At 71.3% G+C, this 25,732-nt stretch carries 28 protein-coding genes and 2 pseudogenes; 16 read left to right on the top strand and 14 right to left on the bottom strand.

Annotated features, from left to right (window positions below; genetic code table 11):
- Positions 1–27: 27 nt before the first annotated feature.
- A pseudogene (locus GA0070617_RS32470) lies at positions 28–441 on the bottom strand (Ada metal-binding domain-containing protein); the annotation flags it as partial.
- Positions 442–806: 365 nt separating this feature from the next.
- On the opposite strand from GA0070617_RS32470, the pseudogene GA0070617_RS25010 reads away from it, so the two are divergent.
- From GA0070617_RS25010 to GA0070617_RS24985, 5 genes and pseudogenes are all read left to right on the top strand, one after another.
- Positions 807–1,229, top strand: a pseudogene (locus tag GA0070617_RS25010) (hypothetical protein); the annotation flags it as partial.
- A gap of 243 nt (positions 1,230–1,472) precedes the next feature.
- The gene (gene ychF, locus GA0070617_RS25005) at positions 1,473–2,558 is read left to right on the top strand and encodes a redox-regulated ATPase YchF (RefSeq protein WP_091443522.1); all 1,086 of its coding nucleotides are present in this window, start codon (positions 1,473–1,475) and stop codon (positions 2,556–2,558) included.
- A gap of 51 nt (positions 2,559–2,609) precedes the next feature.
- Positions 2,610–2,849, top strand: coding sequence for a hypothetical protein (locus GA0070617_RS25000; RefSeq protein ID WP_091443518.1), 240 nt, complete (start codon positions 2,610–2,612; stop codon positions 2,847–2,849).
- Positions 2,846–3,241, top strand: coding sequence for a PIN domain-containing protein (locus tag GA0070617_RS24995; RefSeq protein WP_091443515.1), 396 nt, complete (start codon positions 2,846–2,848; stop codon positions 3,239–3,241). Before GA0070617_RS25000 ends, GA0070617_RS24995 begins: the two co-directional genes overlap by 4 nt.
- Before the next feature lie 912 nt (positions 3,242–4,153).
- Entirely contained in the window at positions 4,154–4,738 is a 585-nt protein-coding gene (locus GA0070617_RS24985) for a hypothetical protein (RefSeq protein ID WP_091443512.1), read from the top strand.
- Here the strand turns inward: GA0070617_RS24985 and GA0070617_RS24980 are convergent.
- The 4 genes from GA0070617_RS24980 to GA0070617_RS24960 all read right to left on the bottom strand — a co-directional run bounded on the left by GA0070617_RS24980 (position 4,735) and on the right by GA0070617_RS24960 (position 7,025).
- Entirely contained in the window at positions 4,735–5,181 is a 447-nt protein-coding gene (locus tag GA0070617_RS24980; RefSeq protein WP_091443509.1) for a hypothetical protein, read from the bottom strand. The genes GA0070617_RS24985 and GA0070617_RS24980 overlap by 4 nt on opposite strands.
- 33 nt (positions 5,182–5,214) lie before the next feature.
- Positions 5,215–5,802 carry a DUF6244 family protein gene (locus GA0070617_RS32465; RefSeq protein WP_373868395.1) on the bottom strand — a complete coding sequence of 196 codons (588 nt, stop codon included), beginning with the start codon at positions 5,800–5,802 and terminating at the stop codon, positions 5,215–5,217.
- Positions 5,803–6,026: 224 nt separating this feature from the next.
- Positions 6,027–6,290, bottom strand: coding sequence for a DUF6244 family protein (locus GA0070617_RS24965; protein WP_091443500.1), 264 nt, complete (start codon positions 6,288–6,290; stop codon positions 6,027–6,029).
- A 324-nt stretch (positions 6,291–6,614) separates the two neighbouring features.
- Positions 6,615–7,025 (bottom strand): GntR family transcriptional regulator, encoded by a 411-nt coding sequence (locus GA0070617_RS24960; RefSeq protein WP_091443493.1) that lies wholly within the window; start codon positions 7,023–7,025, stop codon positions 6,615–6,617.
- Between the two features lie 264 nt (positions 7,026–7,289).
- Here GA0070617_RS24960 and GA0070617_RS24955 point away from each other — a divergent pair, with 264 nt between their 5' ends.
- The 4 genes from GA0070617_RS24955 (at position 7,290) to GA0070617_RS24940 (ending at position 10,938) form a co-directional block, all read left to right on the top strand.
- Positions 7,290–7,592 carry a DivIVA domain-containing protein gene (locus tag GA0070617_RS24955; protein WP_091443490.1) on the top strand — a complete coding sequence of 101 codons (303 nt, stop codon included), beginning with the start codon at positions 7,290–7,292 and terminating at the stop codon, positions 7,590–7,592.
- Positions 7,592–7,843, top strand: coding sequence for a hypothetical protein (locus GA0070617_RS24950; RefSeq protein ID WP_091443487.1), 252 nt, complete (start codon positions 7,592–7,594; stop codon positions 7,841–7,843). The genes GA0070617_RS24955 and GA0070617_RS24950 overlap by 1 nt, the downstream gene beginning before the upstream one ends.
- The gene (locus GA0070617_RS24945; RefSeq protein ID WP_139135758.1) at positions 7,840–9,879 is read left to right on the top strand and encodes a hypothetical protein; all 2,040 of its coding nucleotides are present in this window, start codon (positions 7,840–7,842) and stop codon (positions 9,877–9,879) included. Before GA0070617_RS24950 ends, GA0070617_RS24945 begins: the two co-directional genes overlap by 4 nt.
- A 372-nt stretch (positions 9,880–10,251) precedes the next feature.
- Entirely contained in the window at positions 10,252–10,938 is a 687-nt protein-coding gene (locus GA0070617_RS24940; protein ID WP_229688555.1) for a D-Ala-D-Ala carboxypeptidase family metallohydrolase, read from the top strand.
- A 174-nt stretch (positions 10,939–11,112) separates the two neighbouring features.
- Here the strand turns inward: GA0070617_RS24940 and GA0070617_RS24935 are convergent, their stop codons facing one another.
- The 3 genes from GA0070617_RS24935 to GA0070617_RS24925 all read right to left on the bottom strand — a co-directional run bounded on the left by GA0070617_RS24935 (position 11,113) and on the right by GA0070617_RS24925 (position 12,947).
- A complete protein-coding gene (locus GA0070617_RS24935) occupies positions 11,113–11,844 on the bottom strand; it encodes a SanA/YdcF family protein (protein WP_091443478.1) in 732 nt (243 codons plus the stop codon).
- A gap of 283 nt (positions 11,845–12,127) precedes the next feature.
- On the bottom strand, positions 12,128–12,490 hold the full coding sequence (locus tag GA0070617_RS24930; RefSeq protein ID WP_091443475.1) for a PH domain-containing protein: 363 nt from the start codon (positions 12,488–12,490) through the stop codon (positions 12,128–12,130).
- A 148-nt stretch (positions 12,491–12,638) separates the two neighbouring features.
- Positions 12,639–12,947 carry a 4a-hydroxytetrahydrobiopterin dehydratase gene (locus GA0070617_RS24925; RefSeq protein WP_091443472.1) on the bottom strand — a complete coding sequence of 103 codons (309 nt, stop codon included), beginning with the start codon at positions 12,945–12,947 and terminating at the stop codon, positions 12,639–12,641.
- Positions 12,948–13,129: 182 nt separating this feature from the next.
- Between GA0070617_RS24925 and GA0070617_RS24920 the strand changes: the two genes are divergently transcribed.
- On the top strand, positions 13,130–13,573 hold the full coding sequence (locus tag GA0070617_RS24920) for a (deoxy)nucleoside triphosphate pyrophosphohydrolase (RefSeq protein ID WP_091443470.1): 444 nt from the start codon (positions 13,130–13,132) through the stop codon (positions 13,571–13,573).
- Positions 13,574–13,772: 199 nt separating this feature from the next.
- Here the strand turns inward: GA0070617_RS24920 and GA0070617_RS24915 are convergent, their stop codons facing one another.
- The 4 genes from GA0070617_RS24915 to GA0070617_RS24900 all read right to left on the bottom strand — a co-directional run bounded on the left by GA0070617_RS24915 (position 13,773) and on the right by GA0070617_RS24900 (position 18,554).
- Positions 13,773–14,873, bottom strand: coding sequence for a succinate dehydrogenase/fumarate reductase iron-sulfur subunit (locus GA0070617_RS24915; RefSeq protein ID WP_091443467.1), 1,101 nt, complete (start codon positions 14,871–14,873; stop codon positions 13,773–13,775).
- Between the two features lie 4 nt (positions 14,874–14,877).
- Positions 14,878–16,803 carry a fumarate reductase/succinate dehydrogenase flavoprotein subunit gene (locus GA0070617_RS24910; RefSeq protein ID WP_091443463.1) on the bottom strand — a complete coding sequence of 642 codons (1,926 nt, stop codon included), beginning with the start codon at positions 16,801–16,803 and terminating at the stop codon, positions 14,878–14,880.
- Between the two features lie 8 nt (positions 16,804–16,811).
- A complete protein-coding gene (locus GA0070617_RS24905) occupies positions 16,812–17,618 on the bottom strand; it encodes a hypothetical protein (protein WP_091443460.1) in 807 nt (268 codons plus the stop codon).
- Between the two features lie 387 nt (positions 17,619–18,005).
- On the bottom strand, positions 18,006–18,554 hold the full coding sequence (locus GA0070617_RS24900; protein WP_091447319.1) for a Uma2 family endonuclease: 549 nt from the start codon (positions 18,552–18,554) through the stop codon (positions 18,006–18,008).
- 26 nt (positions 18,555–18,580) lie between these two features.
- On the opposite strand from GA0070617_RS24900, the gene GA0070617_RS30155 reads away from it, so the two are divergent.
- Positions 18,581–18,829, top strand: a complete 249-nt coding sequence (locus GA0070617_RS30155; protein WP_139135757.1) for a hypothetical protein — start codon at positions 18,581–18,583, stop codon at positions 18,827–18,829.
- Between the two features lie 45 nt (positions 18,830–18,874).
- Here GA0070617_RS30155 and GA0070617_RS24895 read toward each other — a convergent pair whose 3' ends face one another.
- Complete coding sequence (locus GA0070617_RS24895; RefSeq protein ID WP_091443457.1) at positions 18,875–21,016, bottom strand: S9 family peptidase; 2,142 nt, start codon at positions 21,014–21,016, stop codon at positions 18,875–18,877.
- A gap of 86 nt (positions 21,017–21,102) precedes the next feature.
- Between GA0070617_RS24895 and mshB the strand changes: the two genes are divergently transcribed.
- The 3 genes from mshB (at position 21,103) to GA0070617_RS24880 (ending at position 23,136) form a co-directional block, all read left to right on the top strand.
- Entirely contained in the window at positions 21,103–22,071 is a 969-nt protein-coding gene (mshB, locus tag GA0070617_RS24890; protein WP_091443454.1) for an N-acetyl-1-D-myo-inositol-2-amino-2-deoxy-alpha-D-glucopyranoside deacetylase, read from the top strand.
- Between the two features lie 17 nt (positions 22,072–22,088).
- Entirely contained in the window at positions 22,089–22,568 is a 480-nt protein-coding gene (locus tag GA0070617_RS24885; protein WP_091447316.1) for a hypothetical protein, read from the top strand.
- Positions 22,569–22,668: 100 nt separating this feature from the next.
- A complete protein-coding gene (locus tag GA0070617_RS24880) occupies positions 22,669–23,136 on the top strand; it encodes a hypothetical protein (protein WP_091443450.1) in 468 nt (155 codons plus the stop codon).
- Positions 23,137–23,183: 47 nt separating this feature from the next.
- Here GA0070617_RS24880 and GA0070617_RS24875 read toward each other — a convergent pair whose 3' ends face one another.
- The gene (locus tag GA0070617_RS24875) at positions 23,184–24,158 is read right to left on the bottom strand and encodes a GNAT family N-acetyltransferase (protein ID WP_091443447.1); all 975 of its coding nucleotides are present in this window, start codon (positions 24,156–24,158) and stop codon (positions 23,184–23,186) included.
- Between the two features lie 79 nt (positions 24,159–24,237).
- On the opposite strand from GA0070617_RS24875, the gene fdxA reads away from it, so the two are divergent.
- A complete protein-coding gene (fdxA, locus tag GA0070617_RS31130) occupies positions 24,238–24,564 on the top strand; it encodes a ferredoxin (RefSeq protein WP_030490464.1) in 327 nt (108 codons plus the stop codon).
- Positions 24,561–25,667, top strand: coding sequence for a succinyldiaminopimelate transaminase (dapC, locus tag GA0070617_RS24865; RefSeq protein ID WP_280519284.1), 1,107 nt, complete (start codon positions 24,561–24,563; stop codon positions 25,665–25,667). Before fdxA ends, dapC begins: the two co-directional genes overlap by 4 nt.
- Positions 25,668–25,732 lie beyond the last annotated feature (65 nt).

Raw genomic sequence — 25,732 nt, 5'->3', positions numbered from 1 at the left:
CGCGCGGATGGTGTCGTTGAACTGGCGGACGCTGCCGAACCCGGCCGCGAACGCCGCCTCGGCCATCCCCAGCCCGGTCGTGGTGATCAGGATCCGGGCGGTCTGCGCGCGCTGGGCGCGGGCCAACGCGAGCGGCCCGGCCCCCAGCTCGGCGCGGAGCATCCGGTGCAGGTGCCGCTCGGTGTAACCGAGCCGACTGGCCAGCCCCGGCACCCCGGCCCGGTCCACCACCCCGTCGGCGATCAGCCGCACCGCCCGCCCCACCACGTCGGCCCGGGCGTCCCACTGCGGCGAGCCGGGCGCGGCGTCCGGCCGGCACCGCCGACAGGCCCGCAACCCGGCCCCCTGCGCGGCGGCGGCGGACGGGAAGAAGCGGACGTTGCGCCGTCGCGGGGTGACCGCCGGGCAGGACGGCCGGCAGTAGATCCCGGTCGAGGTCACCCCGGTGTAGAAGCAGCCGTCGAACCGCTGGTCCCGGCTGTCCACGGCCCGGTAGCACCGCTCGAAGTCCAACTCCTGCACCCCCCGATCCTCCCTCCTGCGCCCCACCCCCCGCTCGCGGCTTTCAGACCTGAAGGAAGGGCCCCCTGTTAACGCTTTCGGTATAGCAGGGTCCCCTTCTCACCTGGTCGACCGTGCAGCTCAGCCGGGCGACGCCGGGCCGGAACGGGACGGCCGGGCAGTAGAGCATCGGCCGGAACGGGACGGCCGGGCAGGAAAGTGTCGGTCGGGGAGGGTACGGTCCCGCCACCAAACTGAAGAAGGGTGCGGGTGATGGCGAGCGTGGCCGGGCGAGGTGTCCGCTGATGCGATCCGATTCGACGCGACTGGACCGCGCCGTACTCCAAGGCTTCTACGACCGGATGCGGGCGGTCGCCCCGGCGGCGTACGGGGCGATGGAGCGGGACCGGACGGCTGACCCGGCGCGGGCGTTCCCCGACACCGCCTGCGGCCGGCTCGCCGCGTCGTTGGAGGCCGACGGGCTGCGCGCCCTCGGCATGTGGGCCCACCACTGGTGCCTTCGCTTCTATGACGACGACACCCGGGCGGGCCGCCGGTTGGTGCGGGAGATCGCCGCCCGCTCCGGGCTGGGCTGGACGACCGACGAGATCCGCTGGCTGCTCGGCGAGTCGTACGCCGCCCATCCGGCCGCCGACCAGCGTTTCACCCTGCCCACCGCCGCTCTGCGTGAACTGCCTTCGGCTGCCCTGCGGGAGCTGCCTTCGGTCGCCCTGGAGAAGTTGTCGACCGCCGCGCCGCGGGAGCTGCCTTCGGTCGCCTTGGGGGAGTTGTCGACCGCCGCGCCGCGGGAGCTGCTGTCGACTGCGCCGCGGGAGTTGCCGACCGGGCCCCGGGAGTTGCCGTCGAGCGAGCATCGGGAACCGCCGAGGACCGTCCCGCGCGGGCTGCCGGCGGCCGAGCCGACCGTGCTGGACGGGGCCGGGGTGGGGCGACGCGTAGACTGACCCGTCGTGAGTCTCACCATCGGCATCGTCGGCCTGCCCAACGTCGGCAAGAGCACTCTGTTCAACGCGTTGACCAAGAATGACGTGCTCGCGGCGAACTATCCGTTCGCCACCATCGAGCCCAACGTCGGCGTGGTCGGGCTGCCGGACGAGCGGCTGGGCAAACTGGCCGAGATCTTCTCGTCGCAGAAGGTGCTCCCGGCCCCGGTCTCGTTCGTCGACATCGCCGGCCTGGTCCGGGGCGCGTCGAAGGGGCAGGGCCGGGGCAACGCCTTCCTGGCCAACATCCGCGACGCCTCGGCGATCTGTCAGGTGGTCCGGGCCTTCTCCGACCCGAACGTGGTGCACGTCGACGGCAAGGTCTCCCCGGCCGACGACATCGAGACGATCAACACCGAGCTGATCCTCGCCGACCTGCAGACCCTGGAGAAGGCGCTGCCCCGGTTGGAGAAGGAGGCCAAGCTCCGCAAGGACCGGGCCGCCGCGGTGACCGCCGCCAAGCAGGCGGTCGAGCTGCTCGACGGGGGCACCACCCTGTACGCGGGTGCCGCCGCCGCCAAGATCGAGCTGGAGCACCTGCGCGAGCTGCACCTGCTCACCACCAAACCCTTCCTGTACGTCTTCAACGTCGACGAGGCCGAACTGGGCAACGCCGAGTTCCTCGACGAACTGCGGGCCCTGGTCGCCCCGGCCGAGGCGGTCTTCATGGACGCCAAGATCGAGTCGGAGCTGGTGGACCTGCCCGAGGACGAGGCCCGCGAGCTGCTGGAGTCGATCGGCCAGTCCGAGCCGGGCCTGGACCAGCTCGTCCGGGTCGGCTTCCGCACGCTCGGCCTCCAGACGTACCTCACGGCGGGGCCGAAGGAGGCGCGGGCCTGGACCGTGCCGGTCGGCGCGACCGCCCCCGAGGCCGCCGGGGTGATCCACTCCGATTTCCAGCGCGGCTTCATCAAGGCCGAGGTGGTCTCCTACGACGATCTGGTCGCGGCCGGTGCGATGGCGGCGGCCAAGTCGGCGGGCAAGGTCCGCATCGAGGGCAAGGAGTACGTCATGCAGGACGGCGACGTGGTGGAGTTCCGCTTCAACGTCTGAGCTGAGCTTGATGGCCGATTTCCAGCGGTAACACCATGGTGTGGTCACTGAATGGCGAGGACGAAGAAGGTCACGATCACGCTGCCGGCGGAGCTGTTGGAGAGCATGAAGACGCACACCGACAACGTCTCCGGTTACCTGACCGAGTTGGCCGAGCGCGCCGAGCGGCGCAGGCTTCTGCGAGAGGAACTGGACGCCTACCAAGGTGAGTTCGGCGCCTTCACCGATCAGGAGATGGCCGAGGCCCAGGCGCTGCTGCATGGCACCGAGGGGATGAGGCACGCGGCGTGAGCATCGAGTCGCTGGTGCTCGATTCGCAGGGCTTCTCTTCGTGGATCGATCGGGACCGCAAGGTGATGCGGCTTTTGGAGCAGGCAGAGCGCGACGGGGTTGATCTCGCCATGTCGGCTGCCACCATCGTCGAGGTGTCGTATGGCGGTGTGGACATCGCACGGCTGGGTTGGCTTTTGTCCCGGATGCGGGTGGAGCCGGTGACGAAGGAAACTGTCCATCGCAGCGCCAGCCTCCTGAGGGAAGCGGGGCTACACGGGCACAAGTACGCCATCGACGCCATGGTCGCCGAGGTGGCGCTGCGGCTTCCCGGGCCGGTGGTGGTCTTGACCTCTGATGGGGACGACATGGTCAAGCTTTGCGGGCAGCGGGTTCGAATTATCGGGCTGTGACCGGGGCGGCCGGAGCCGGTTCGTGGCGGCGGCCCGCGTTCAGATCGGCCGGCCGGGCACCAACCTGTCCAGGTCGAGCGTGATCGGGAACGGGGTGGCGCTGCGCAGCTCGCGGCGGTGGATCCCGGTCGGCGCGTAGCACCCGGGTGGGTGCGTCGAGTTCGTACGCGTGCACGACCGGTAACTCGTCCTCGTCCTCGACGCGCCAGTAGTAGGCGATACCGGCTTCCGCGTACTTGCGTAGTTCGACGGTTCGATCGGACGTTTCGCTCGTCGAGCCGGATCGTCATCTCCCGTTCGACCTCGATGCCGGTGGGCAACTGTTCGGCCTGATATACCGGTTGCCCCTGGATGGCGGGGCAACCGGCGTATCGGCGGACGGGTCAGCTCCAGTTCTGGTTATTGTTTCCAGTGTTCGAGCTGAATCCGAATACGGCGGCCAGCATCGCGGCGATCACGATGGCGAATCGTGAGTAGTTCTTGGTCTTTGACTGCATGACTTTCCCCGATTCTCTGGTGAACGGATTTCGGGTCCCCGGCTGCCTTGCGCGCCAAATAACCGTATCGATCGGCAGGGGCGGCAGGCAGCCCTGATATTGCGATCTGTCGGATAGCATCCATTTGTCAAGGTCATTGCAACTATTCTCGTCGGTGCATGATGCGGGCGTGCACATGCAGCGCGCCACGCGGCGGCACTGTTGGATCCGGGCCGAAGCCACCCCACGTACGGCGACTTCTCAGGGCAACCGGAGGGGTTGGACGCCTGTCAGCTCGTCCGGCCCGAGGACCAGCCGGTCCAGGTCGAGCATGATCGGTAACGGTGGTCTGATCCGTCGCGTCCGGGCAGGTGAAGCGCTCGACCGGTAGGCTCGCGAGGGTTCGGAGCGGATCAAGACAGCTCGCGGAGGATCGATGGACCGCAAGGACATCACCGACCCGATCAACCACCCCAGGTACGGCAACCTCGCGGATCCGCAGGTCTGGGCTGAGATGGAGCGGAGGCTCGCCAGCTGGGACAAGCAGCTGGGCTGGCGTCTGCCGCAACTCGAACGAGCGGGAGAGAACCCGAAGTACGACGCGTTCGCGCAGAACCTTTTCAGGTACGCGAACAGCCTCACCGCTGCGATGCAGGCCGCCGACGAGGCGATGAACCGCCAGCAGACGGCCGTCGACACGGCGGCTGCGGCGAGTCTGCGGGGCCCACAGCAGCCCCACCCGCAGGCTGGGACCGGCACCCCGCAGCCCGCACCCAAACGGGTACGGATCGAGGATCTGCTGGAGCAGCCCGCACCCAAACGGGTACGGATCGAGGATCTGCCGCTCTCACCCAGTACGGCGGCGGTCGCCGGATTGCGGCACGGCGGCGCAGGCGCAGGTGCAGGCACGGGATCCACGGTGGACACCACCAGCTACCGGGCACCCGCCACCCACGGCGACCCGCGGCACCAGGGACCGGGCGGGACGACGGCCCCGCAGCCGGCACCCGGCCGGCGCTAGCCGGCTGCTTCGAGAGCCGACTCCACCCGGTCGAGGTAGTCGAACCACCACTCGCCCTCCTGCTTGGGGCGCATCGCCAACAGGCTGGCGCTGACGACGAAGGACAGGACGACGAAGGCCTCCCCGGTGAGCTGGTCCTGGGCCAGGTCACCCCGGGTCACCAGGTCGAGATAGGAACCCACCTCGTCGCTCGACAGACCCGACCAGGACTCCGCGACCGCAATCTCGGCCGCCAGCGCCGCCACCTGGCCCGGGGACGGGGTGCCGGCGCAGAGGTCGTACGTCACGAACCGGCTGATCGCGACCAGCAACTCCAGGGCCGCTGATCGTTCGGCGCGGGTCGAGAAGCGGGCCAGTGCCGCGTCGAAATCGCGGTCCTGGCGCTTCACCGCCCAGTGGAGCGTGTCTCGGACCTTCTCCTCAACCTGGTCGTCGATCTCCATCGGGGTCCCCCCTGTTCGCCTCCCGGCTCTCCTTCAACGCCTTGACAGACGCCCAGGCCACGACCCCGCCCATGATGATGTTGAAGAATGTCTTGGGGTGGGCCGACAGGTACTCGGAAAAGCTGCCCCAGCCCCAGGCCGCCACCGACGCGCCGACCGTGAGTTGCTGGGAGTCGACGGCCTTCCGGCGCCGTCTCGGCGCGGGTGCGCCCTGTTCCTCGCGAGAGCGCGCGGCCCGCCGTTCGCCCTGACCGGGAAGGTCAACATCGCCCGGGTACGGTGCGGACGGCCGGATCGTGGGGGGTGGACGACCGTTCGTGCCACCGCCACCCCCGAGTGGTTTCCCAGGGCGTACACCTGGCCCACCGTCTCCTCGACGTGCTGGATGGCCGGCAAGATGCTCTCGGCGGCCTCGGTCAAAGCCATCTGGTACGCCGTGACGGCGCTCATCGGCCGCCCACTGGTCACGCCTTCGAGGGCGGCCGCGGTGTGGGTACGGGCCTGCTCCGTGTCCTCAGCCGCGGCGCTGATCTTGGCTCGGGCGTCGTTGAGCTTCCGTAACGCCCCCGCCAGCCCGGCCAGTATCTGAGCAACGCTCACCAAGCCTCCCGGTTCGTCCATGAGTCACCGTGGGCGACCCGGTCAGTGGCACCGGCACCAGGGAGGGTATTCGAGCTGCCGCACGCAAAGCGACTATTGGATCACCGAAAGATAAATAGACGACAGTGGCTTCCTTGGTTTCGTGCTGATCGAAGCTCAGGCGGACGCTCGGTGCGGCCGGCCACGAGGAGAAGTCCGAGCGTTCCTTTGTCGTGGGATGGTGCGTCCGGGAAGTCTGCCCCGGCTCAACTGCCCAGGGCCTGCACCCGGGTCATGGTCTCCTGGACGTGCTGCTTGGCGGGGTCGGCGGCCTGAGCGGCCTGGCCGAGTGCCTGCCGGCAGGCGTCGATGATGCCGATGAGTTGTGCGCCGCCGATTCCTTCGAGCGCGCCGGCCGTGAGATTCCGGGCCTCCTCGACGTCCTGGACGGCGGCAACGGTCTTGGCCTTCGCCTCGTCCAGTTTCTGTGCTGCTGCGGCCAGCCTGGCAAGAACCTGCCCAGCGCTCATCGAACCTCCCTGCTCGTTCTCGCGGTTCCTGGTCGTACGGCCCACCTGCTTCCGAACACAAGGGAGGGTACGGCAAGTCACAGCAATGCGCGACCATGCACCTACCCTGGGTGACGTTGAGGGGCGGGTTGCCCCGAAGGGTGCTCCCGGGCGGCCCTTCGCCCCGACCTGACCGCTTCCCCACGGCGCCAACGGGTGCCGGATCCGCTCGATCAACACGGTTGGGCGGAAATGGCGGTATCCAGAGGCGCTGGATACCGCCATTTCGGCACAACCGAGTGGATCAAGCCGGCTGGTGGTCCGATATGCGGCCTTATGTCGGGCCTACTTCGCTCGGGTGACCCGGGTCTGGTCGGCGGGGAGGATCTGGACTTCACCGGTTGGGCTGTGGATCTCCAGGATTGGTACGCCCTCGTCGAGATCCATCTCGCGGCGTTCAGTGCCGGTGGGCATGCGGGCGATGACCGAGCCGCCCGGCCCCAACTCGACATCGTGGCGCTGTAGTCGTTCGCGGACCAGTGTTCCCTGTCCCTTGATCGTTTTGACGAGGCCCTCGGCGCGTAGGGCTGCCATCGCCATTCGCACGGCCTCGCGGCCGATGCCGTACTCCTGGGTCAGGCGGTTCTCGCTGGCGAGCGTCGACCCCGGGGCGAGTTCTCCGGATTCGATCTGCTCGCGTAGCAGGTCGGCGAGCTGCACGTAGACCGGCGTATGCGAGCGCGGATCGATCGTCATGCCGATAGCCTCGCGACCCCTTCAGAAAGGCACCCCTGTGCCCCTAGCCGTCTAGGGGCTTGCACCCCTGCACGTCTGTGCCTATAGTCAACCGTGCGATTGCGGACCGTAACGAAGTCAGGTGTCCCTCGGACGAGACAAAGCGATCGCATAGGCGGGTCCTGTCTGCGTACTGCTGGGTTGGGCTGCGGGGACAGGGCCGGGGTGGCCCGTCGGGACCGGGCGGGCCGCCCCTCCAGGTGCTGATGGAGAGGCGGGAGCGGGATGGGTAAGGGGCTCAGGAGCTGGTGGGGAGATCAGCCCGAGCGGCCGGGGGTGTACCGGTCGAGGTACGCGCCGGTGCGGCCGTGGCAGGTGCGGTGGCGGCGGTTCCGGACGGTCGGGTTGTTCCGGCGAGGGCTGGACCCGGTCGACGTACACGAGTTCCTGCGGCAGGTCGCCGACGACCTGGCGGTGCTCTACGACCGGCTGGACTCCAGTCGGGAGGAGGCCGGGCGGGTCCGGGACGCGCTGCGGACCTGGCAGTCCGAGTACGCCCGGCGCGAGGCGAACCAGCGGGTGTACTGATGGCCGACCGGTTCGTGATCCATCTGCCGGTGGTCGCCGGGGACCTGCCCGGTGCGGTCCGGCTGGCCCGGGTGCTGGCCCGCTGGTCGACGGTGCTGGCGCAGACCGACCCGGGGGAGATCACCGTGTCGTACGAGGACGAGCAGGGCGTACGCCATCGGGTCTTCTGTGACGCCCGGCTGGGCGGCGGCCGGCGCTGCGCGCTGCGGGTCGGCCACGACGGGCCGTGCGCCGGGAGCGTGCCCCGGTGAACGTGGTCGAGTGTCCGTCCTGCGCCGGACTGACGTTCAGCGTGCTGCCCTGCCTGTGCCGGATCGGCGGCGACCGGTTGGTCTACCGGTCGGGGGAGTTCGCCGGCGAGGCGTACCGGGACTGCCTGCGCTGCGACGGGGTCGGCACCGTGGTGCGGGCCTGCGCCGACTGCGACGGGGTGGGTCGGCGGCGGGCGCAGCTCGTGTTGACCCTGGCCAACCTGGACACCGGCGCGGTCGCCTCGGCCAGTGTGGTGGCGGGCAGCATCGCGCCGACCCCGGACGGTACCGGTGGCTGGCAGGTGACGCTGCGACCGCTGCTCGCCGGGTTGGCCGCCGAGGTCGGGGTGCCGCCGCCGCAGGTCGAGCCGTTCTCGCTGGTGCTGCCACTGCACCACGAGTACCGGCCGGACCTGCCGGCAGAGCGGCGGGACGCGCTGGTGGCGAGGGCGATCGCGTGGCGGTCGTACCGGCCGTGGCGGATCTTCGTCGGGCGCACCCCGGGCGGGCCGGCGGACCCGGAGCCGGCGCGGGCGTTGGCCCGGCTGCGTGGGCTCGCCGACCTGCTCTGCCTCGACCTGGTCGTGGAGGTCCGCCGGGGGCCGGGCGGCCCGCGCTGGTACGTCCGGTTCGAGGTGCCCGGTGGACGGGTGCCCGACCTGCCCGACGGCGGCTTCGACGACCTGGCAGCGGCGCTCGCCGGCACCGGTCCGTTCGCCGCCCTCGCCGGGCTGCGGGAGCGAGGCCGGGACGCCCCGGCCTACGCGATCACCCCGAGGCGTGCCGGACCGCCTCGGACTGCGGTCGAACCGGACCGGACGGCGGCCGGGCCGCGCTGGACGGCGTGGTGGCTGCGGATGTTGCTGCGCCGCGCACCCGGTGCGCAGGCCGTGTGGCGGGACGGCCGGTGGCGGTACGTCCGGCTGCGGGCCGGCCCACCGGTCGACGAGATCCACGCCACCGACACCGGGCAGGTGACCTGGTCGCGACGGGACACCCTGGTCCGGGCCGGCGAACCGCCGGCACCGTCCTGGCAGGGGCAGCCGATCGGCCACCGCCGGTGTCCCGACTGTGTGCCGGGCACCCGGCTACGCCGCTGCCGCTGCGACGCCGACGGCGGACCCGACTGTGGGCACTGTGCCGGCACCGGCCTGGAGGCGTCCGACGTCACCTGCGTGAGCTGCGGCGACAGCGGCCGGGTACACGAGGCGGCGGTGGTCACCGTGACCGACCTGAGCGGGGCCGCCACCCACGAGCTGTGGTCGGCCGACGACCTTGCCCCGGGCGTACCCGTCGGTGGGTGGCCGGGTGGTCCGCCGGTACTGCGCCTCGGTGACCGGTACCGGTTGGCGGATCGGGCGGCGGCCTTCGGCGTACGCCCGGTCGACCTGACCGACGCCGACGGTGGCCTGCCGATCCACCGTGACCTGCGCGAAGGCCTGGTCGTCGGGGATGGGACAACCGATCCGGCGCTTACCCGATTCGTCCGCGACGCGGCGGCGGGCCGGCCCGCCGCCCGGCTGATGGTCGCGGCCGTCCGACCGTCGGCCCCACCGCTGTCTGCGCTGCTCCGGCTCGCCGCCGGCCTCGGCCTCGACGCGGCGGTCAGCGTCACCGACCAGCGGTACGACCCCGACCAGCCGCTGCGGGAAGGTGGCTGCTGGTGGTCGGTGGAGTTGGTGGCCCCGGGTACGCCGGACGAGCGGATCAGCCCACCCGGGCTGCCCTCGGTCGAGGCGGCCGTCGGGTTCTGCCTGCGGATGCTGGACGGCGCGGCGCACGCCGCCGTGCCGACCGATCTGATGGTGCCGCTCGCGGTGCCGCAGGTGCCGGTGCCCGGCCCGGAGCCGGGTGGTGCCGTCGACCCGGTGGCGGCGTTGTTGCGGCTGGCCCGCCACTATCCGGACCAGTTCATCCGGGTCCGCCTCGCGGCCGGCGGATGCGTGGTCGGGCTCCGCGAGCGCGACGGCTGGAACCCGGTCGTCCGGGCTGCCGGCCTCACCGCCGCCCTCGCCGCCCTCGGCCTGAGCGGCTGACGGGGCGCGTTCGGTCCTGGTCGGACGCCTTTCTGGTCGGACGCCTTTCGGTTTCCGGTGTGGTGGTTGCCGGGGTTGTCGGTCCCCGGTCAGGCGATCGCCGCAGGGCCGGCGACAGAATGGCACACGATGCGTCACGGGTGCGTCAAAATTGCGGTTGACCTGCGGCAGGCGAAATTGTTTGATATGGCCGAAAGGGCGCGGCATTCTGGACTCAGGGCGGCTTTCCAGTGCAGTCGACTCACTGCTGGCAGCCTCGGACGGCGTGTTTCCAACCGCTTGGAGTCGGTCATGTTCGATGGTGTCTTCAGAATGCTTTCAGTCAATTGTGCGCTGGGTTCGTCCGCTGCGGACCGTACCTCAGGCAGCGCCGTGGGGGAGTCGGCCACGAGCGCGGCGGTCGGCCCGAGCGACGCCTGTTTCACCTGGACCCGCACCCTGTCGCAAGGTGCTACCGGCCCGGACGTCACCCAGTTGCAGATCCGCATCTCCGGCTGGGTCGAGCAGGGTGAGACGCTCGCGGTCGACGGCGTCTACGGCCCGGCCACGGCGGCGGCGGTGCGCCGGTTCAAGGCCGGCTACGGGCTGCAGAACACCACCGGGACCGCCGGCCCGGAAACGTTCAACATCATTTATTCCCTACAAAAACAGGACTGTACGCCGACGCATTTCTCGTACCCGGAATTCACCGGCGGTTGCGGTGAGACGGGCTTCTCAGGTGGGGCGGTTCCGGCCAGTGTCGTACGGCAGAATCTGCTGTTGGTGATGTGGCAGTTGGAGGCGTTGCGCCACAAGCTCGGCGACCGGCCGATCGTCATCACCTCCGGCTTCCGGAGCGTCTCCTGCAACAGCCGGGTCGGCGGTGCCACGAACAGCCTGCACACCTTCGGCAAGGCGGCCGACCTGGGGCTGGCCAGCCGGCCCAGCCAGTGCCAACTGTGGCGGACGGCCCGGACCTGCGGCTTCCGGGAGATCCTCGGCCCCGGATATCCCGGCCACGACGACCACGTCCACGTCGCCAACCGGGACACCCAGTTCTGGCGGGCCCCGAACTGCTGACCGCCCGAGCGGGGCCGACCGGCTGTTCTGCTGGCCGCCCGAGCGGCCGACCGGATGCTCTGCTGACCGCCCGAGCGGGGCCGACCGGCTGTTCTGCTGGCCGCCCGAGCGGCCGAGGACCCGGGCGGCCGAGGACCCGAGGGGCGGACCGCCCGAGCGGTGCTCGGCCGCTGGTCAGCTGGTGCGCAGCGCGTCGTCCAGGGTGCTCTCGCTGGGGCCGAGGCGGCTCGGGTCACGGCCGGAAAGGACGTCGACGGCGGCCTTGAGGGCGGCACCGTACTCCCGGCTGGAGCTGATCCGCCAGGTTCGCTCGTAGGCCCGGGCGCTCGTGTCGCCGACCCCGACGGCGTCGATGCCGAGCCGGCGGCACACCGTCACCGCGCGGGGCAGGTGGAAGGTCTGGGTGACCACGGTCGCCTGCTGTACGCCGAAGATCCGCTTGGCCCGGGCACATGAGTCGTACGTGTCGTAACCGGCGTAGTCGAGCACCACCTTCTCGGCGGGTACGCCCTGCTCGACCAGCCAGCGCCGCATTGCCTCGGGCTCGTTGTAGTCGTGGTTCATGTTGTCGCCGGAGACCAGGATGGCCTGGACCTTCCCGGTTTCCAGCAGCCGTTGGGCGACCGCCAACCGACCGGCGAGAAACGGCGACGGCGTCCCGTCCGGGTACACCCTGGTGCCGAGCACCAGCGCGACCGGCGCCTCGGGGACGTCGTGCTCGGCGTAGAGGTGCCCGTCGGCGCCGGTGCGGATCCAACCGGTGCTGGCCACCACCGCGCCCACGCCGAGACCGGCGGCCAGGGCGAGGGCGAGACCGGCCCGGAGCAGGCGACGCCGGACCGGATGCCCGTCGGACCGCCAGAACGTCCACGCACCCGACCACGTTCTGGAGATCCACTTCCGCATACGTCGAGTATCCCAAGCGCCGCCCACCCCGCTACGTCACCGTCCCCGCGCTGCCTCCGCCGCGTCCGTCGGGTCGGGCCGCTTGTGCCGCGTCCGTCGGGTCGGGCCGCTTGTGCCGCGTCCGTCGGGTCGGGGCCGCCGCCCGTCGGTCCGGGCCGTAGGCGCTGCACCAATCACTCTCCGTGCTGGCTCCGTGGCGCCCGTCGGGCCGGGTCGCCGGCTCGGGGGTGAGCGGGGAACCCCTCTCTACCGAAAGCGTTAACAGGGGGCCCTTCCTTACACCTCAGGAGATGTAGTGGAGGATTACGTTGTGTACGTGGTGGCTCTTCTGGTCGCCCCGGAACTCCACCTCGTAGGTGTGGGTACCGACGTGGATGGCGATCGACCCGCTGGAGAAGAACGAGCCGCCCCAGGACTTGTTGCTCACCACGCTCACGCTGGTGATCTTCGAGTACGGGATGCTGGTGATCGCGTACCGCTTCCCGACGAAGGAGCGGTCCTGGATGATCACGCGCCGGTCGGTGAGGCCGATGAATCCGGTCCCGGTGCCCACCGCGTCGTAGACGGCGATGATCTGTTCCCCGTCGAGCAGCCCGCTCTGGATCTGCTGGAACTGCTCCTTGCGGTCGTACGTCGCGTTTGCCATGTCTTCGACGGTAAAGGGGGCATGCCAACGCGGCCAGTCATGGCGTACCCGGTGGTGGGAGTCGGCACCGGGACAGCGTGACGCGGCCTGAGGTCCTAGCCTGACGGGTAGGTCGGATCCAGCCGGGGAGGCGGGAGCAGGTGGATGCTCAGGGCGCGGTGACGGCGCGGTACGCGTCCTCGATGCGGGCGGCCAGCAGGACCTCACCCTCGGACAACGGCCGGTCGTCGGGGTGCCCGACGCAGATCTGCGTCTCGTCGGCCCGGCGGCTGATCTCCGGACGCAGGTGCAGCGCGTCCGAGACGACCTTGACCCGCTCGGTCAGGGCCGCGTGCTGGGCGTCGTCCATCACCAGCGTGCGGCGGATCTGCTCACCCTCGCGGGTCCACCCGGACAGCAGGGTGAGCGCGTCACTGAGGTAGTCGCGCTTCGCCCGGCCGCTGAACAGCACACGCATCACCGCACCTCCCAGGCGTCGTTGCCGGCTTGTGGCCAAATCGTCGCCCACCCGTGTCTTGTCTGTGCCTCTAGTCTGTCGTCGCCTGGCGGGTGTGTCCACGCCCACAATTACCTCATCTACTGAACGAGCGGCTGGCTACGGTACCCAAACCGCCTATTGATCTGGCACGCTGGACGCCCGTGCGGACCGAACGGATCAGTGCGAGCGGCCAGCCCGAGCGGCGGAGCCCGAAGGTCGTCGTGGGTGCGGCGATCATCCACGACGGGCGGGTGCTCGCCTGTGCCCGCACCGCGCCGCCCGAGGTCGCCGGGATGTGGGAGTTTCCCGGTGGCAAGGTCGAGCCGGGCGAGAGCGAGACCGCGGCGCTGGTCCGCGAGTGCGCCGAGGAGCTCGCCGTACGGGTCGAGATCGGCGACCGGGTGGGTCGGAACGTCCGGATGGCCCACGGTCGGAGCGTACTGAAAGTGTATGCCGCCCGCCTGTTGTACGGCGACGAACCGAAGGCGCTGGAGCACTCGGCGATGCGCTGGCTCTCCGCCGCCGAGCTGGACACGGTCACCTGGCTGCCCGCCGATGCCCCCATCGTCGAAGCCCTCCGCCCACTCCTGGCGACCGGCCGCTGACCGCCGGCCGCTCGGCCGACAACCCGCGCCTCTCGACCGCAGAACCGCGCCTCGCGACCGAAAACGGCACGAGGCTGCCAGCTGCCCGGCCACAACCGGCACGAGGCTGCCAGCTGCCCGGCCACAAACGGCACGAGGCTGCCGGCCGCAAACGGCACGGGGGCCGACGGCGTGTGCCGCGGCCCCCGGGTTGTCCGGATCAGTACTGTTCGTCCTGCTTCGGGTGGGCGAAGTTGAGGTGCTCCGGCGGGATCGGGAACGTCACGTCGTCACCGAACGGCGACGGCGCGGCGGCCCGGTCGAAGGTGAGCTCGGTCAGCGGCAGCTTGCCGTTGTCGTCGACCGGCGGGGCGGTCGGTCGGGGCACCTCGCGGTGCCAGTTGACGCCCTGCTGCGCCTGCGCCTCGGCCTGCGGGTCGTGCGAGCCCCCCGCGTGCGAGTGCACGCCGCCGTGCTCCGCGCTGGAGTGGACGGCACCGCCGTGCGGTGAGCTGGTCACGCTGGTCTGAGGCACCTGACCCCTCCGAAAGATCTTGTTACCGAGCCATACGAGGGGATCGTACCTGCGATCGACGACCCGTTCCTTCATGGGGATGATCGCGTTGTCGGTGATCTTGATGTGCTCGGGGCAGACCTCGGTGCAGCACTTGGTGATGTTGCAGAAGCCGAGGCCCTGCTCCGCCTGCGCGTACTCCTTGCGGTCACCCCGGGTGTCCAGGGGGTGCATGTCCAGCTCGGCGGCGCGGATGAAGTACCGGGGCCCGGCGAAGGCGTGCTTGTTCTCCTCGTGGTCGCGGATCACGTGGCAGACCGTCTGGCACAGGAAGCACTCGATGCACTTGCGGAACTCCTGCGAGCGCTCCACGTCCACCTGCTGCATCCGGTAGTCACCCGGAGCCACGTCGGCCGGCGGCGCGAAGGCCGGCGTCTCCCGCGCCTTGTCGTAGTTGAACGACACGTCGGTGACCAGGTCCCGGATGATCGGGAAGGTCCGCAACGGGGTGACCGTGACGGTCTCGTCGTCGCCGAACGTCGACATCCGGGTCATGCAGCCCAGCCGCGGCTTGCCGTTGATCTCCATCGAGCAGGAACCGCACTTGCCGGCCTTGCAGTTCCACCGGCAGGCCAGATCCGGCGCGTCGGTGGCCTGCAGGCGGTGGATCACGTCGAGGACCACCTCGCCCTCGTTCACCTCCACCTGGTAGTCGGTCAGCTCGCCGCCGCCGGCGTCACCCCGCCAGATCCGGAACTGTCGCTTCCCGCCCGGCGTACCGGTGGTCGGGGAGTTCTGTTCGCCCATGTCGTCAGCTCTCCTTCTCCGCGCGGGCGTCGACGTCGGCCAACTCCTCGTCGGTCAGGTACTTGGCCAGCTCGGCGGGGTCGAAGAGGTCGACCAGCTCCGGCCGCATCGCCGGCAACGGCTTGTGCACCAGCCGTACCGTGTCGCCGTCGAGCGAGCAGACCAGGTTCACCCGACGCCAGGCCGGCTCCATCGTTGGGAAGTCCTCCCGGGTGTGCCCGCCCCGGGACTCCCGGCGTTCCAGCGCCGCCAGCGCGGTGCACTCCGAGACCACCAGCATGTTGCGCAGGTCCAGCGCCAGGTGCCAGCCCGGGTTGTAGCGCCGGCCGCCGACCGCGCTGACCTTGGCCACCCGCTCCCGCAGCTCGCCCAGCCGGCGCAGGGCGTCCTCAAGCTCGTGCTGCCGGCGGATGATCCCCACCAGGTCACCCATCACCGCCTGCAGGTCCTGCTGCAGGGTGTACGGGCTCTCCCCGGTGTCGCGCTGCAACGGCGCCAACGCCGTCTCCACCGCGACCTCGACCGCGCTCACCGCGATCTTCGGCCGGGCTCCCAGACCCTCGACGTACGAGGCCGCGTGTCCACCCGCCCGCTTGCCGAAGACCAACAGGTCCGACAGGGAGTTGCCGCCCAGCCGGTTCGACCCGTGCATCCCGCCGGAGACCTCACCGGCGGCGAAGAGCCCGCGTACCTGCCCGTACGCGGCGGCCGTGTCCGGGTCCACCTCGACGCCACCCATCACGTAGTGACAGGTCGGCCCGACCTCCATCGGCTCGGCGGTGATGTCGACGTCGGCCAGCTCCTTGAACTGGTGGTACATCGACGGCAGGCGGCGACGGATCTCCTCGGCCGGACGCCGGGAGGCGATGTCCAGGAAGACGCCGCCGGCGGGCGTACCCCGGCCGGCCTTGACCTCGCTGTTGATCGCGCGGGCGACCTCGTCGCGGGGGAGCAGCTCGGGCGGACGCCGGTTGTTGTCCGGGTCGGTGTACCAGCGGTCCGCCTCCTGCTCGGTCTCCGCGTACTGCTTGCGGAAGACATCGGGGACGTAGTCGAACATGAACCGCCTGCCGTCGGAGTTCTTCAGGACCCCGCCGTCGCCCCGGACGCTCTCGGTGACCAGGATGCCCTTCACCGACGGCGGCCAGACCATGCCGGTCGGATGGAACTGCAGGAACTCCATGTTGATCAGCGTCGCCCCGGCCCGCAGCGCCAGGGCGTGCCCGTCGCCGGTGTACTCCCAGGAGTTCGAGGTGACCTTGTAGGACCGGCCGACGCCGCCGGTGGCCAGCACCACCGCCGGGGCCTCGAAGAGGACGAACTCGCCGGACTCCCGGTAGTAGCCGAACGCCCCGGCGATCCGGTCGCCGTCGAGCAGCAGCTCGGTGACGGTGGTCTCGGAGAAGACCTTGATCCGGGCGTCGTAGCTGCCGAACTGCCGCCGGTCCTCCTGCTGCAGCGAGACGATCTTCTGCTGGAGGGTACGGATCAGCTCCAGGCCCGTCCGGTCGCCCACGTGCGCCAGTCGCGGGTACTCGTGCCCGCCGAAGTTACGCTGGGAGATCTTGCCGTCCTTCGTCCGGTCGAAGAGCGCGCCGTACGTCTCCAGCTCCCAGATCCGCTGCGGCGACTCCTTGGCGTGCAGCTCGGCCATCCGGAAGTTGTTGAGGAACTTGCCGCCGCGCATGGTGTCGCGGAAGTGCACCTGCCAGCTGTCCCGGCTGTTCACGTTCCCCATCGCCGCCGCCGCGCCGCCCTCGGCCATCACGGTGTGCGCCTTGCCGAAGAGTGACTTCGAGATGATCGCGGTCTTCCGGCCGGCCAGCCGGGCCTCGATCGCCGCGCGCAGCCCGGCCCCGCCGGCCCCGATGACCACGACGTCGTAGTGGTGTCGTTCGATGCGAGTGGTGCTGGTGTCGGTAGTGGTCATGTCGCCCTCTAGTTGATGAACCGCAGGTCGGAGAACCAGCCGGCAGCCAGCGCCATGATGTAGAAATCGGTCACCACCAGGGTGCCGAGGGTGATCCAGGCGAGCTGCATGTGCCGTACGTTCAGCCAGGACACCCCGGTCCACGCCTTGTACCGCACCGGATGCTTCGAGAAGTGCTTCAACCGGCCGCCGACGATGTGCCGGCATGAGTGGCAGGAGATCGTGTACGCCCAGAGCATGGTCACGTTGCCGACCAGGATGAGGTTGCCCAGGCCGAACCCGAAGCCCTCGGGGGAGTGGAAGGCCAGCACGGCGTCCCAGGTGTTGATCAACGAGATCAGCACGGCGATGTAGAAGAAGTACCGGTGCGCGTTCTGGCCGAGCAGCGGGAAGCGGGTCTCACCGGAGTAGCTCTGGTGCCCGTCCGGCACCGCGCAGGCCGGTGGCGACAACCAGAACGACCGGTAGTACGCCTTACGGTAGTAGTAGCAGGTCAACCGGAACAGCAGCAGCAGCGGCAGGGTCAGCGCGGCGTCCGGGATGATCCACCAGCCGGGGAGGAACTGCCCGAAGTGCGAGGCCTCCGGCACGCACCGGTCGGTGATGCAGGGCGAGTAGAACGGCGTGAGGTAGTGGTACTCCGCCACCCAGTACCACTTGTGCATGAAGATCCGCACGGTCCCGTACGCCAGCCAGGCGCTGAGCAGGACCACGGTGATCAGCGGTGGGAACCACCAGCGGTCGGTCCGCAACGTGCGGGCCGCGATGGCGGCGCGGGCCCGCGCCCCCCGCGGTCTCGTTGCCGTCGAAGTCATCGTGTCTCTCCCTGACGGGGCCCTCGCGGGCAACGGATCACGTCCCTGCCGGACAGCCGGACCCGGAAACCCGCACCCGCTGCCGCGTTCCTGCACACACCAGGCCGCCTCGTTCCACGCAGGCCGCCCCGGTCCACGCGGACCAGGCCGCGCCGGTCCGCACCCACCCAACCGCCCTGGTGTACGCACACCGAACCGCTCTGGTGTACGCACACCGAACCGCTCTGGTGTACGCACACCGAACCGCTCTGGTGTACGCACACCGAACCGCCCTGGTGTGTGCACGCCAAGTCGTGCCGGGGCCTGCATCGACCACCAGCCAAGTAGTGACCTACGTTACGCCGAACCGGGGCCTCCGTAGGGGCAGAAACGAAGCCCGGCGGGTATTTACGGGAGCAGATCCGCCGGGTCGACGCTCACCCGTACCGGATCGACCAGGGTCAGCGGGTCACCCGGCTTGCCTGTCGAGTCCTCGACGAAGTGCCGGTTGCGCCGGCGGTACAGCCGCAGCACCCCGGTCGCCTGCTCGACCAGCAGGTACCAGTCGATGCCCGCGGCGGCGTGGTAGTGCATCTTGAGCACCCGGTCGGTGGTCGCGTTGCCGGGTGCGACGATCTCGCACACCAGCCGTACGTCAGCCGCCTCGACGTACACCTCGTCGAAGTCGATGATGCGGGCCATCACCAGGTCGGGGATGACCACCCGGCCGGGACGTAACCGGACGTTCACCGCCTCCAGCAGATCCAGGCCGGCGGGCTCGGCGGCAGCCTCCAGCAGGTTCCCGAGCTTTCGGGAGATCCGCTGGTGGCGGGGGGTGGGGGCTGGGGTCACGTGGAGGCTCCCGTCGAAGAGTTCGACGCGTTGCGACGTCTCGCCGAGGGCGAGGTACTCCTCATCGGTCCACGGTCCGTCGTGCTCGTACGCCGCCAGGGTCATGGTCACCCCCTCCTCGGTCCCGCGAGATGTTCCCGGCCCGACCACCCCGATCGTCGCACCCCACATGCGGCCACCCCGCCCCGCGCCGCCCCGCCCCACCCCACCCCGCGCTGGCCCGCCCCGCGCTGGCCCGCCCCGCGCTGGCCCGCCCCGCGCTGGCCCGCCCCGCGCTGGCCCGCCCCGCGCTGGCCCGCCCCGCGCTGGCCCGCCCCGCGCTGGCCCGCCCCGCGCTGGCCCGCCCCGCGCTGGCCCGCCCCGCGCTGGCCGGTCGGTAAGAAGGGGACCCTTCTCTACCGAAAGCGTTAACAGGGGGCCCTTCCTTACAGGTGGGTGTGGAGGAAGGTGAGTTCCTGGTGGAGCAGGCGTTGGGTGAGTCCGCCGGCGGCCTGGTGGGTGGCGCCGGGCAGTGGCAGCACCGCGTGCGGCCGGCCGGTGGCCAGCAGGGCGGCGGAGAGCCGCAGGGTGTGTGCGGCCACCACGTTGTCGTCGGCCAGTCCGTGGATCAGCAGCAGCGGCCGGGCCTCGGCCGGGTCGCCGACCGGGTCGGCGGCCAGCTCCACCAGCGAGTGGTGGGCGTACACGTCCGGGCCGTCCTCGGGCGGGCCCAGGTACCGCTCGGTGTACGCGGTGTTGTACAGCGCCCAGTCGGTCACCGGCGCGCCCACGATCCCGCACCGGAACAGCTCGGGGTGCCGCAGCACCGCCAGGGCGGCCAGCCAGCCCCCGAACGACCAGCCGCGCACCGCCACCCGGTCCAGGTCCAGGTCGGGGTGCTTGCCGGCGAGGGCGGTGAGCGCGTCGACCTGGTCGGTGAGGACCACGTCGGCGAGCCGTCGGTGGACCGCCTTCTCGAACGAGGGGGCCACGCCCGGCGTACCCCGGTTGTCCACGGTGACCACCGCGAAGCCGGCGTCGGCCCACCACTGCCGCTCCAGCCAGGCCGCCCGGGCGGCGACCACCTCCTGGTGTCCCGGCCCGCCGTAGACGTCGAGCAGCACCGGGAGCCGGCGGCCGGCCACGTGCGAGCCCGGGTAGAGCACCGCGGTGGGTAGCCGCCGGTCGGTCACCCGCTCCAGCACCGGGCGGGGCGCGTACGGCGGCGTGGCGGCCGACGACCGCAGCACCGCGACTTCCCGGTCGCCCTGCCACACCGTCCAGCGGGTGCCCGGATGGTCCAGCCCGGTGGCCCCGACCACCAGCACGTTCCCGCCGACGACCGCGCTGTGCCAGCCCGGGTCGGTGGTGATCCGGCGGGCGTCCACCCCGCCGCCGATCACCGTCCGGACCCGGTACAGGTGCCGCTGGCTCGGCTCGGAGTCGCTCGCCTCGACCAGCAGGTCAGGTGGGGCGTGTTCGCCGGGCAGCCGCCCCACCACCCGGCGTACGTAGAGCGAGGGCGGGGTGAGCAGGGTGCCGTCGGCGAAGAGGCACCGGGCGTCGTACCCGTCGTGGGCCAGCTCGCCACCGACCAGCACCCGCCCGTCGGGCAGGTGGGCCGGGGTGCCCGGGATCGGCTCCACCCAGCGTGGGTCGGCCAGCTCCGCGTGCACCTGGGTCTCGCCGGTACGCGGGTCGACGGCGAGCACCAGACCGTGTTGCTGGGTACGGCGCAGCACGGTGAGCAGCGGTCCGCCGTCGGCCCAGACCACCGAGGTCAGGTACGGGTAGGTCTCCCGGTCCCAGTGCACGTCCACCCAGCCCCCGTCGAGGTCGAGCAGGTGCAGACTCACCTCGGCGTTGCGGCCACCCGAGACCGGGTACGCGACCGGGGTCGGCGGGGTCTGCGGGTGGGCGGGGTCGTGCAGGTACCAGCGGGGCAGCCGGGATTCGTCGACCCGGGCGGCGAGCATCGACCGGCCGTCCGGGCTCCACCAGTAGCCCCGGAACCGGTGGAACTCCTCGGCGCCGATGTGCTCGGCCAACCCCCAGGTCACCCCGGCGTCCTCGCCGGCCAGCAGGACGTCCGTGCCGTCGGTCTCGACCACCCGCAGCTCGCCCCGGCGGACCCCGTCGGCGGCGTCGGTGACGTACGCCAGTCGTTGTCCGGTGGGGTCGGGGCGCGGGTCGAGCACCGGGCCGGCGGTGGTCACCTCGACCACGTCGCCGTGCACCAGGTCGGCCCGGAACAGCCGACCGGCGAGGGCGAAGGCGGCCACCCGGCCGGCGTTGTCCAGCGCGTACGAGCCGATGCCGGCGGCGTCGAGACGCCGCCGTTCCCGCATCGCCCGCTCGCCCGGGGAGATCTGTCCGAGGTCGGCGTCCGGACCGAGCAACCGCGCCGGCTCGGCCACCAGCCGTTCCGTGCCCGAGTCGACGTCGAGCAGCCAGAGGGCGTCGGCGGGATCCTCCGGGCCGGCCGAGCGCAGGAAGACCACCCGGGCGCCGTCGCCGGTCACCGAGACGGCCCGCGGCGCACCGTTGCTGAAGCTACGGGTACGGGCGGCCAGCTCCGGATAGTCCACAGGGCCGATCGTAGAGCCGCCCCGGCGGTGATGTGGCGGACCTGCGACGGACGCGTCCCGACGGTGGCCCGGAACCGCCGGTTAGAGTGACCGTCGTGACGACGCTGCCCGCCCGCCGGCTCCTGCTGGTCCACGCGCATCCCGACGACGAGTCCATCGGTACGGGCGCGACGATGGCGCACTACGCCGCGACCGGGGCGCACGTCACCCTCGTGACCTGCACCCTCGGCGAGGAGGGTGAGATCCACGTGCCGGAGCTGGCCGAGCTCGCCGCCGACCGGGCCGACCAGCTCGGCGGGTACCGGATCGGGGAGCTGGCCGGGGCCTGCGCGGCGCTCGGCGTCACCGACCACCGGTTCCTCGGCGGCGCGGGCCGCTACCGCGACTCCGGGATGATGGGCCTGGAGACCAACGAGCACCCCCGGGCCTTCTGGCAGGCCGACCTCGACGTCGCCGCCGGCCACCTGCTGGAGATCATCCGCGAGGTACGCCCCCAGGTCATGATCACCTACGACGAGAACGGCTTCTACGGGCACCCGGACCACATCCAGGCGCACCGGGTCGCGATGCGCGCCCACGAGCTGGCCGCCGCCGAGGGCATCGCCCCGGCGAAGGTGTACTGGACGGCGATGCCGCGCAGCGTGCTGGAGGCCGGGCTGACCCACTTCGCCGAGGCGTCGGACAACCCGTTCGCCGGCATCACCGACCTCTCCGAGCTGCCCTTCGGTACTCCGGACCAGCAGATCGCCGCCTGCGTCGACGCCACCGAGCAGCACGCCGCGAAGGAGGCGGCGATGCGGGCGCACGCCACCCAGATCCCGGCCACCTCCTGGCTCTACTCGATCGCCGGGAACTTCGGCGCCGAGTTCATGGGCGTGGAGTACTTCACCCTGGCGGTGGGGGAGAAGGGGTCGGGCACCGGCCGGTACGGCTGGGAGGACGACCTCTTCGCCGGCCTGGCCCCGGACGACGCGGCCGGCCCGACGGAGGCCGGCGCGCAGCGCGGGCCGGACGACGCCGAGTCCGCCGTGGTGCCGGCGGTCGGCCAACGGTGACCCTGCCCGCCGCGCCGATGGCCCCCACCGACCAGGACGACACCGCCCCGCCGCCCCCACCCGGCCGCTGGGCGCGGCGGGCCGACCTCGCGCTGCGGGTGGCGGGCGGGACGGTCGCGGTGGTCGCCGCGGTGCTCACCGCGATCCTGGAGCTGCTGCTCTCGGCGGTTCGGGTGGGTGGTCACCTGATCGGGGTGTCGGTGCTGGTGGCCATCGCGGCCAACATCGCGCTGAGCTGGTTCGCCCACGACACCGTCGGCCGGCGTTGGGCGGTGGTGCTGCCCGCGACCCCGTGGTTCGTGATCATGTCGGTGGCGGCGGTCCGGACCGCCGAGGGTGACCTGCTGCTGGCCGCGGAGAACTGGGTAGGCCTGGCGATGATCGTGGCGGGTGCGATGACGTTCGCGGTGATGGGTTTCCGGCAGATCCTCGCCCCACCGCCGCCCTCGGCTCCGCCACCGCCGCCACCGCCGTCGGCCACGGCCGCACCGCGCTGAGCCGAGCGGGCGGCGAGGTGCTGACGGGAGCCCGGCCCAGGTGGTAGACATTCCAGCCAGGAACCCGCCACCGGGCGGGTGATACGACTGGAGGCGTGCGATGAACGAGCGGTGGCGCACAGTCGGTGCGCTCGCGGGAGCCCTGTTCGCGGTCAACGTGGTCGCCCGGCTGGTGATCGAGTTCGGCGTCGACGGTGACCAGAGCGCCGCCGCCGACCGCGTCTCGCTGGGCATGTTCCTGGTGATCGGGGTGATCCTCGCCGGGCTGGCCTTCCACTGGGGCCGGGACCGTCCGGTGGCCCGGTGGGGTGCCGACCTGGCCGCTGCCGTACTGGTCGCCCTGCTGTTGACCGTCCTGGTCGGTCCGCTGCTGGTCGGCAACAACCCGTTCGCCAACGGGGCCGGCACGTTCTTCGCGCAGATCTGGCTCTACCTGGCCGCCAGCGGCGCCGGGACGCTGGTCGGCTACCTGGTGCTCACCGCACTGGGCCGGGACCACCGTTCCCAGCAGCTCAAGCGGTACGCCGAGCGGGGCAACGCCAAACCCCGCCGGGTCGTCCGCCGCTGACCCACCCGGCCAGCCGCCGAGGGCGGGAGCGCCGCTGACCCACCCGGCTAGCCACCGCGGGTGGGAGCGACGCGGGTGAGGTAGGTGTGGTGGGTGGTGAACCCGAACTGCCGGTAGAGGTTCACCGCCGCCGCGTTGTGCTGCTCGACCTGGAGGAAGGCGTGCGTCGCCCGGCTGGCCCGGGCCCAGTCGGCGAACGCCCGGATCACCTGGCCGGCCAGCCCCTGCCGACGGGCCGAGGGCAGTACCTCGATCAGACTGAGCCCCAGCCACCGGCCCGAACCGGTGATCGTGCCCCGGCCGATCGCGACCAGCGTGCCGTCGGCGTACCCGTGGGCGAAGCGGACCTGGTCCACGGCGGTGAGCACGTGCCGGGCGGCCGGCGGCAGGCCGCCCTTGCGGTCGGTGGCGACGGCGAGCCAGTCGTCCGACGGCGTCCCGGTCAACTCCACCGGCGGCCGGTCCCGCTGCCCGGCCGGCGCCGTCCAGGGCGGGCCGGGGGCCAGCTCGGCGGTCTGCACCAGCACCGGCGGGCGGGCCGTCCAGCCCCGGGCGTCCAGCTCGGCGGCGACCGGCGCGGCCAGCGGCAGCGGCGTGTTGACGAGCGCCGGCCGGCCCCGCTGGGCGTACCAGTGTTCGACCGCGTCGACGGCGGCCGGTAGCGGACGATCCGGGTCGCCGACCGGCAGCGCGGAGTTGGCCCGCCCGCTCCAACCGTCGGCGCTGCGCAGCAGCCAGTCGCCGAGCCGCCCGCGTACCGGTGCCGGCCAGGCCTCGTCGGCGGCGAGTTCCAGGGCGACCACGGCGGCGGCGGTCGGCCGGCGGGTCGGCGGCACCCGTTTGGCCCGGTGCACCTCGGTGAGCGGGATCCGCAGCCGGCCCCGGGCGGTGGTCATCGTGAGATGGGTCTCGGTCAGCTCGACCAGGTCGCCGAGCGCGTCGGAGAAGAGCGGCCGGCCCTCGCGAATCCCCACAATCCGGCGGACCACGATCCGGTATCCCACATCCTGCTGTCGGAGCACGATCGACCCCCTCCCCGGCGAGATACTAGGCTCTAACCGTCGCGGGTGATCGCGGCGTGTCTTGCGGAGGAGAAGACCGGTGACCTACATCATCGCCGAGCCCTGCGTGGATGTGCTCGACAAGGCATGCATCGAAGAATGCCCGGTCGACTGCATCTACGAGGGAAACCGGATGCTCTACATCCACCCTGACGAGTGCGTCGACTGCGGTGCCTGTGAGCCGGTCTGCCCGGTGGAGGCGATCTTCTACGAGGATGACGTACCGGAGCAGTGGAAGGACTACACCGGGGCGAACTACGAGTTCTTCGAGGACCTCGGCTCGCCCGGCGGTGCCTCGAAGGTCGGCAAGGTGGAGAAGGACGCCACCTTCGTCGCCGCCCAGCCGCCACGTGGAGAGGGCCACTGAGCCGGCCCACGCCGCTGTCGGCGCGGCTGCCCGAGTTCACCTGGGACACCCTGGACGCCGCGGCCAGCCTGGCCGCGGCGTATCCCGGGGGGCCGATCAACCTCTCCATGGGTACGCCGGTCGACCCGGTGCCCCCGGTGATCCGGCAGGCGCTGGCCGACGCGTCCGACGCCCCCGGGTACCCGTTGACCGCCGGCACCGTCGGGCTGCGCCAGGCCATGTCGGCCTGGGTGGCCCGGTCCTGCGGGGCCGGTGTCGACGGTCTCGGCGTGCTGCCCACGATCGGCTCGAAGGAGTTGGTGGCCTGGCTGCCGACCCTGCTCGGGATCGGGCCCGGCGACGTCGTGGTGATCCCCTCGGTCTGCTACCCGACCTACGACGACGGGGTGCGGCTGGCCGGGGCCATCAGCGTGCGGGCCGACTCGCTGACCTCGGTCGGGCCGACCAGCCGGGTACGTCTGGTCTGGGTGAACTCGCCAGCCAACCCGACCGGTCAGGTGCTGCCGGCGGCCCACCTGCGCAAGGTGGTCGACTGGGCCCGGGAGCGCGGTGCCGTGGTGGCCAGCGACGAGTGCTACCTGCCGCTGGGCTGGACGGCCGAGCCGGTGTCGGTGCTCTCGCCGGAGGTCTGCGGCGGGTCGTACGAGGGCATCCTCGCGGTGCACTCGCTGTCCAAGCGTTCCAACCTGGCCGGCTACCGGGCCGGACTGGTCGCCGGTGACCCGGCGCTCGTCGCCGAGCTGCTCAAGGTGCGCAAGCACGCCGGCATGATCGTGCCCGCGCCGGTGCAGGCCGCCATGGTCGCCGCCCTCGGTGACCAGGCCCACGCCGACGAGCAGCGCGAGCGGTACCGGGCCCGCCGGGAGACGCTGGCCGCCGCGTTCACCGCCGCCGGCTTCACCATCGAGCACTCCGAGGCCGGCCTCTACCTCTGGCTCACCCGGGGTGAGGACTGCTGGCAGACCGTCGACTGGCTGGCCCGGCGGGGCATCCTGGTCGCCGCCGGGGCGTTCTACGGCCCGGGGGGCAACCAGCACGTCCGGGTGGCGCTGACCGCCTCCGACGCGCACGTCGCCGCCGTCACCAACCGCCTCAGCGGGTAAGGAAGGGCCCCCTCTTAACGCATACGGTCGAGAGGGGTCCCCTGCTAACCAGCCGGTTGACGGCG

This window comes from Micromonospora yangpuensis, from assembly GCF_900091615.1.
GTDB classification, from domain to species: domain Bacteria; phylum Actinomycetota; class Actinomycetes; order Mycobacteriales; family Micromonosporaceae; genus Micromonospora; species Micromonospora yangpuensis.
Note: the sequence above shows the minus strand (reverse complement) of the source record. Positions and strands in the feature narration are given on the sequence as shown.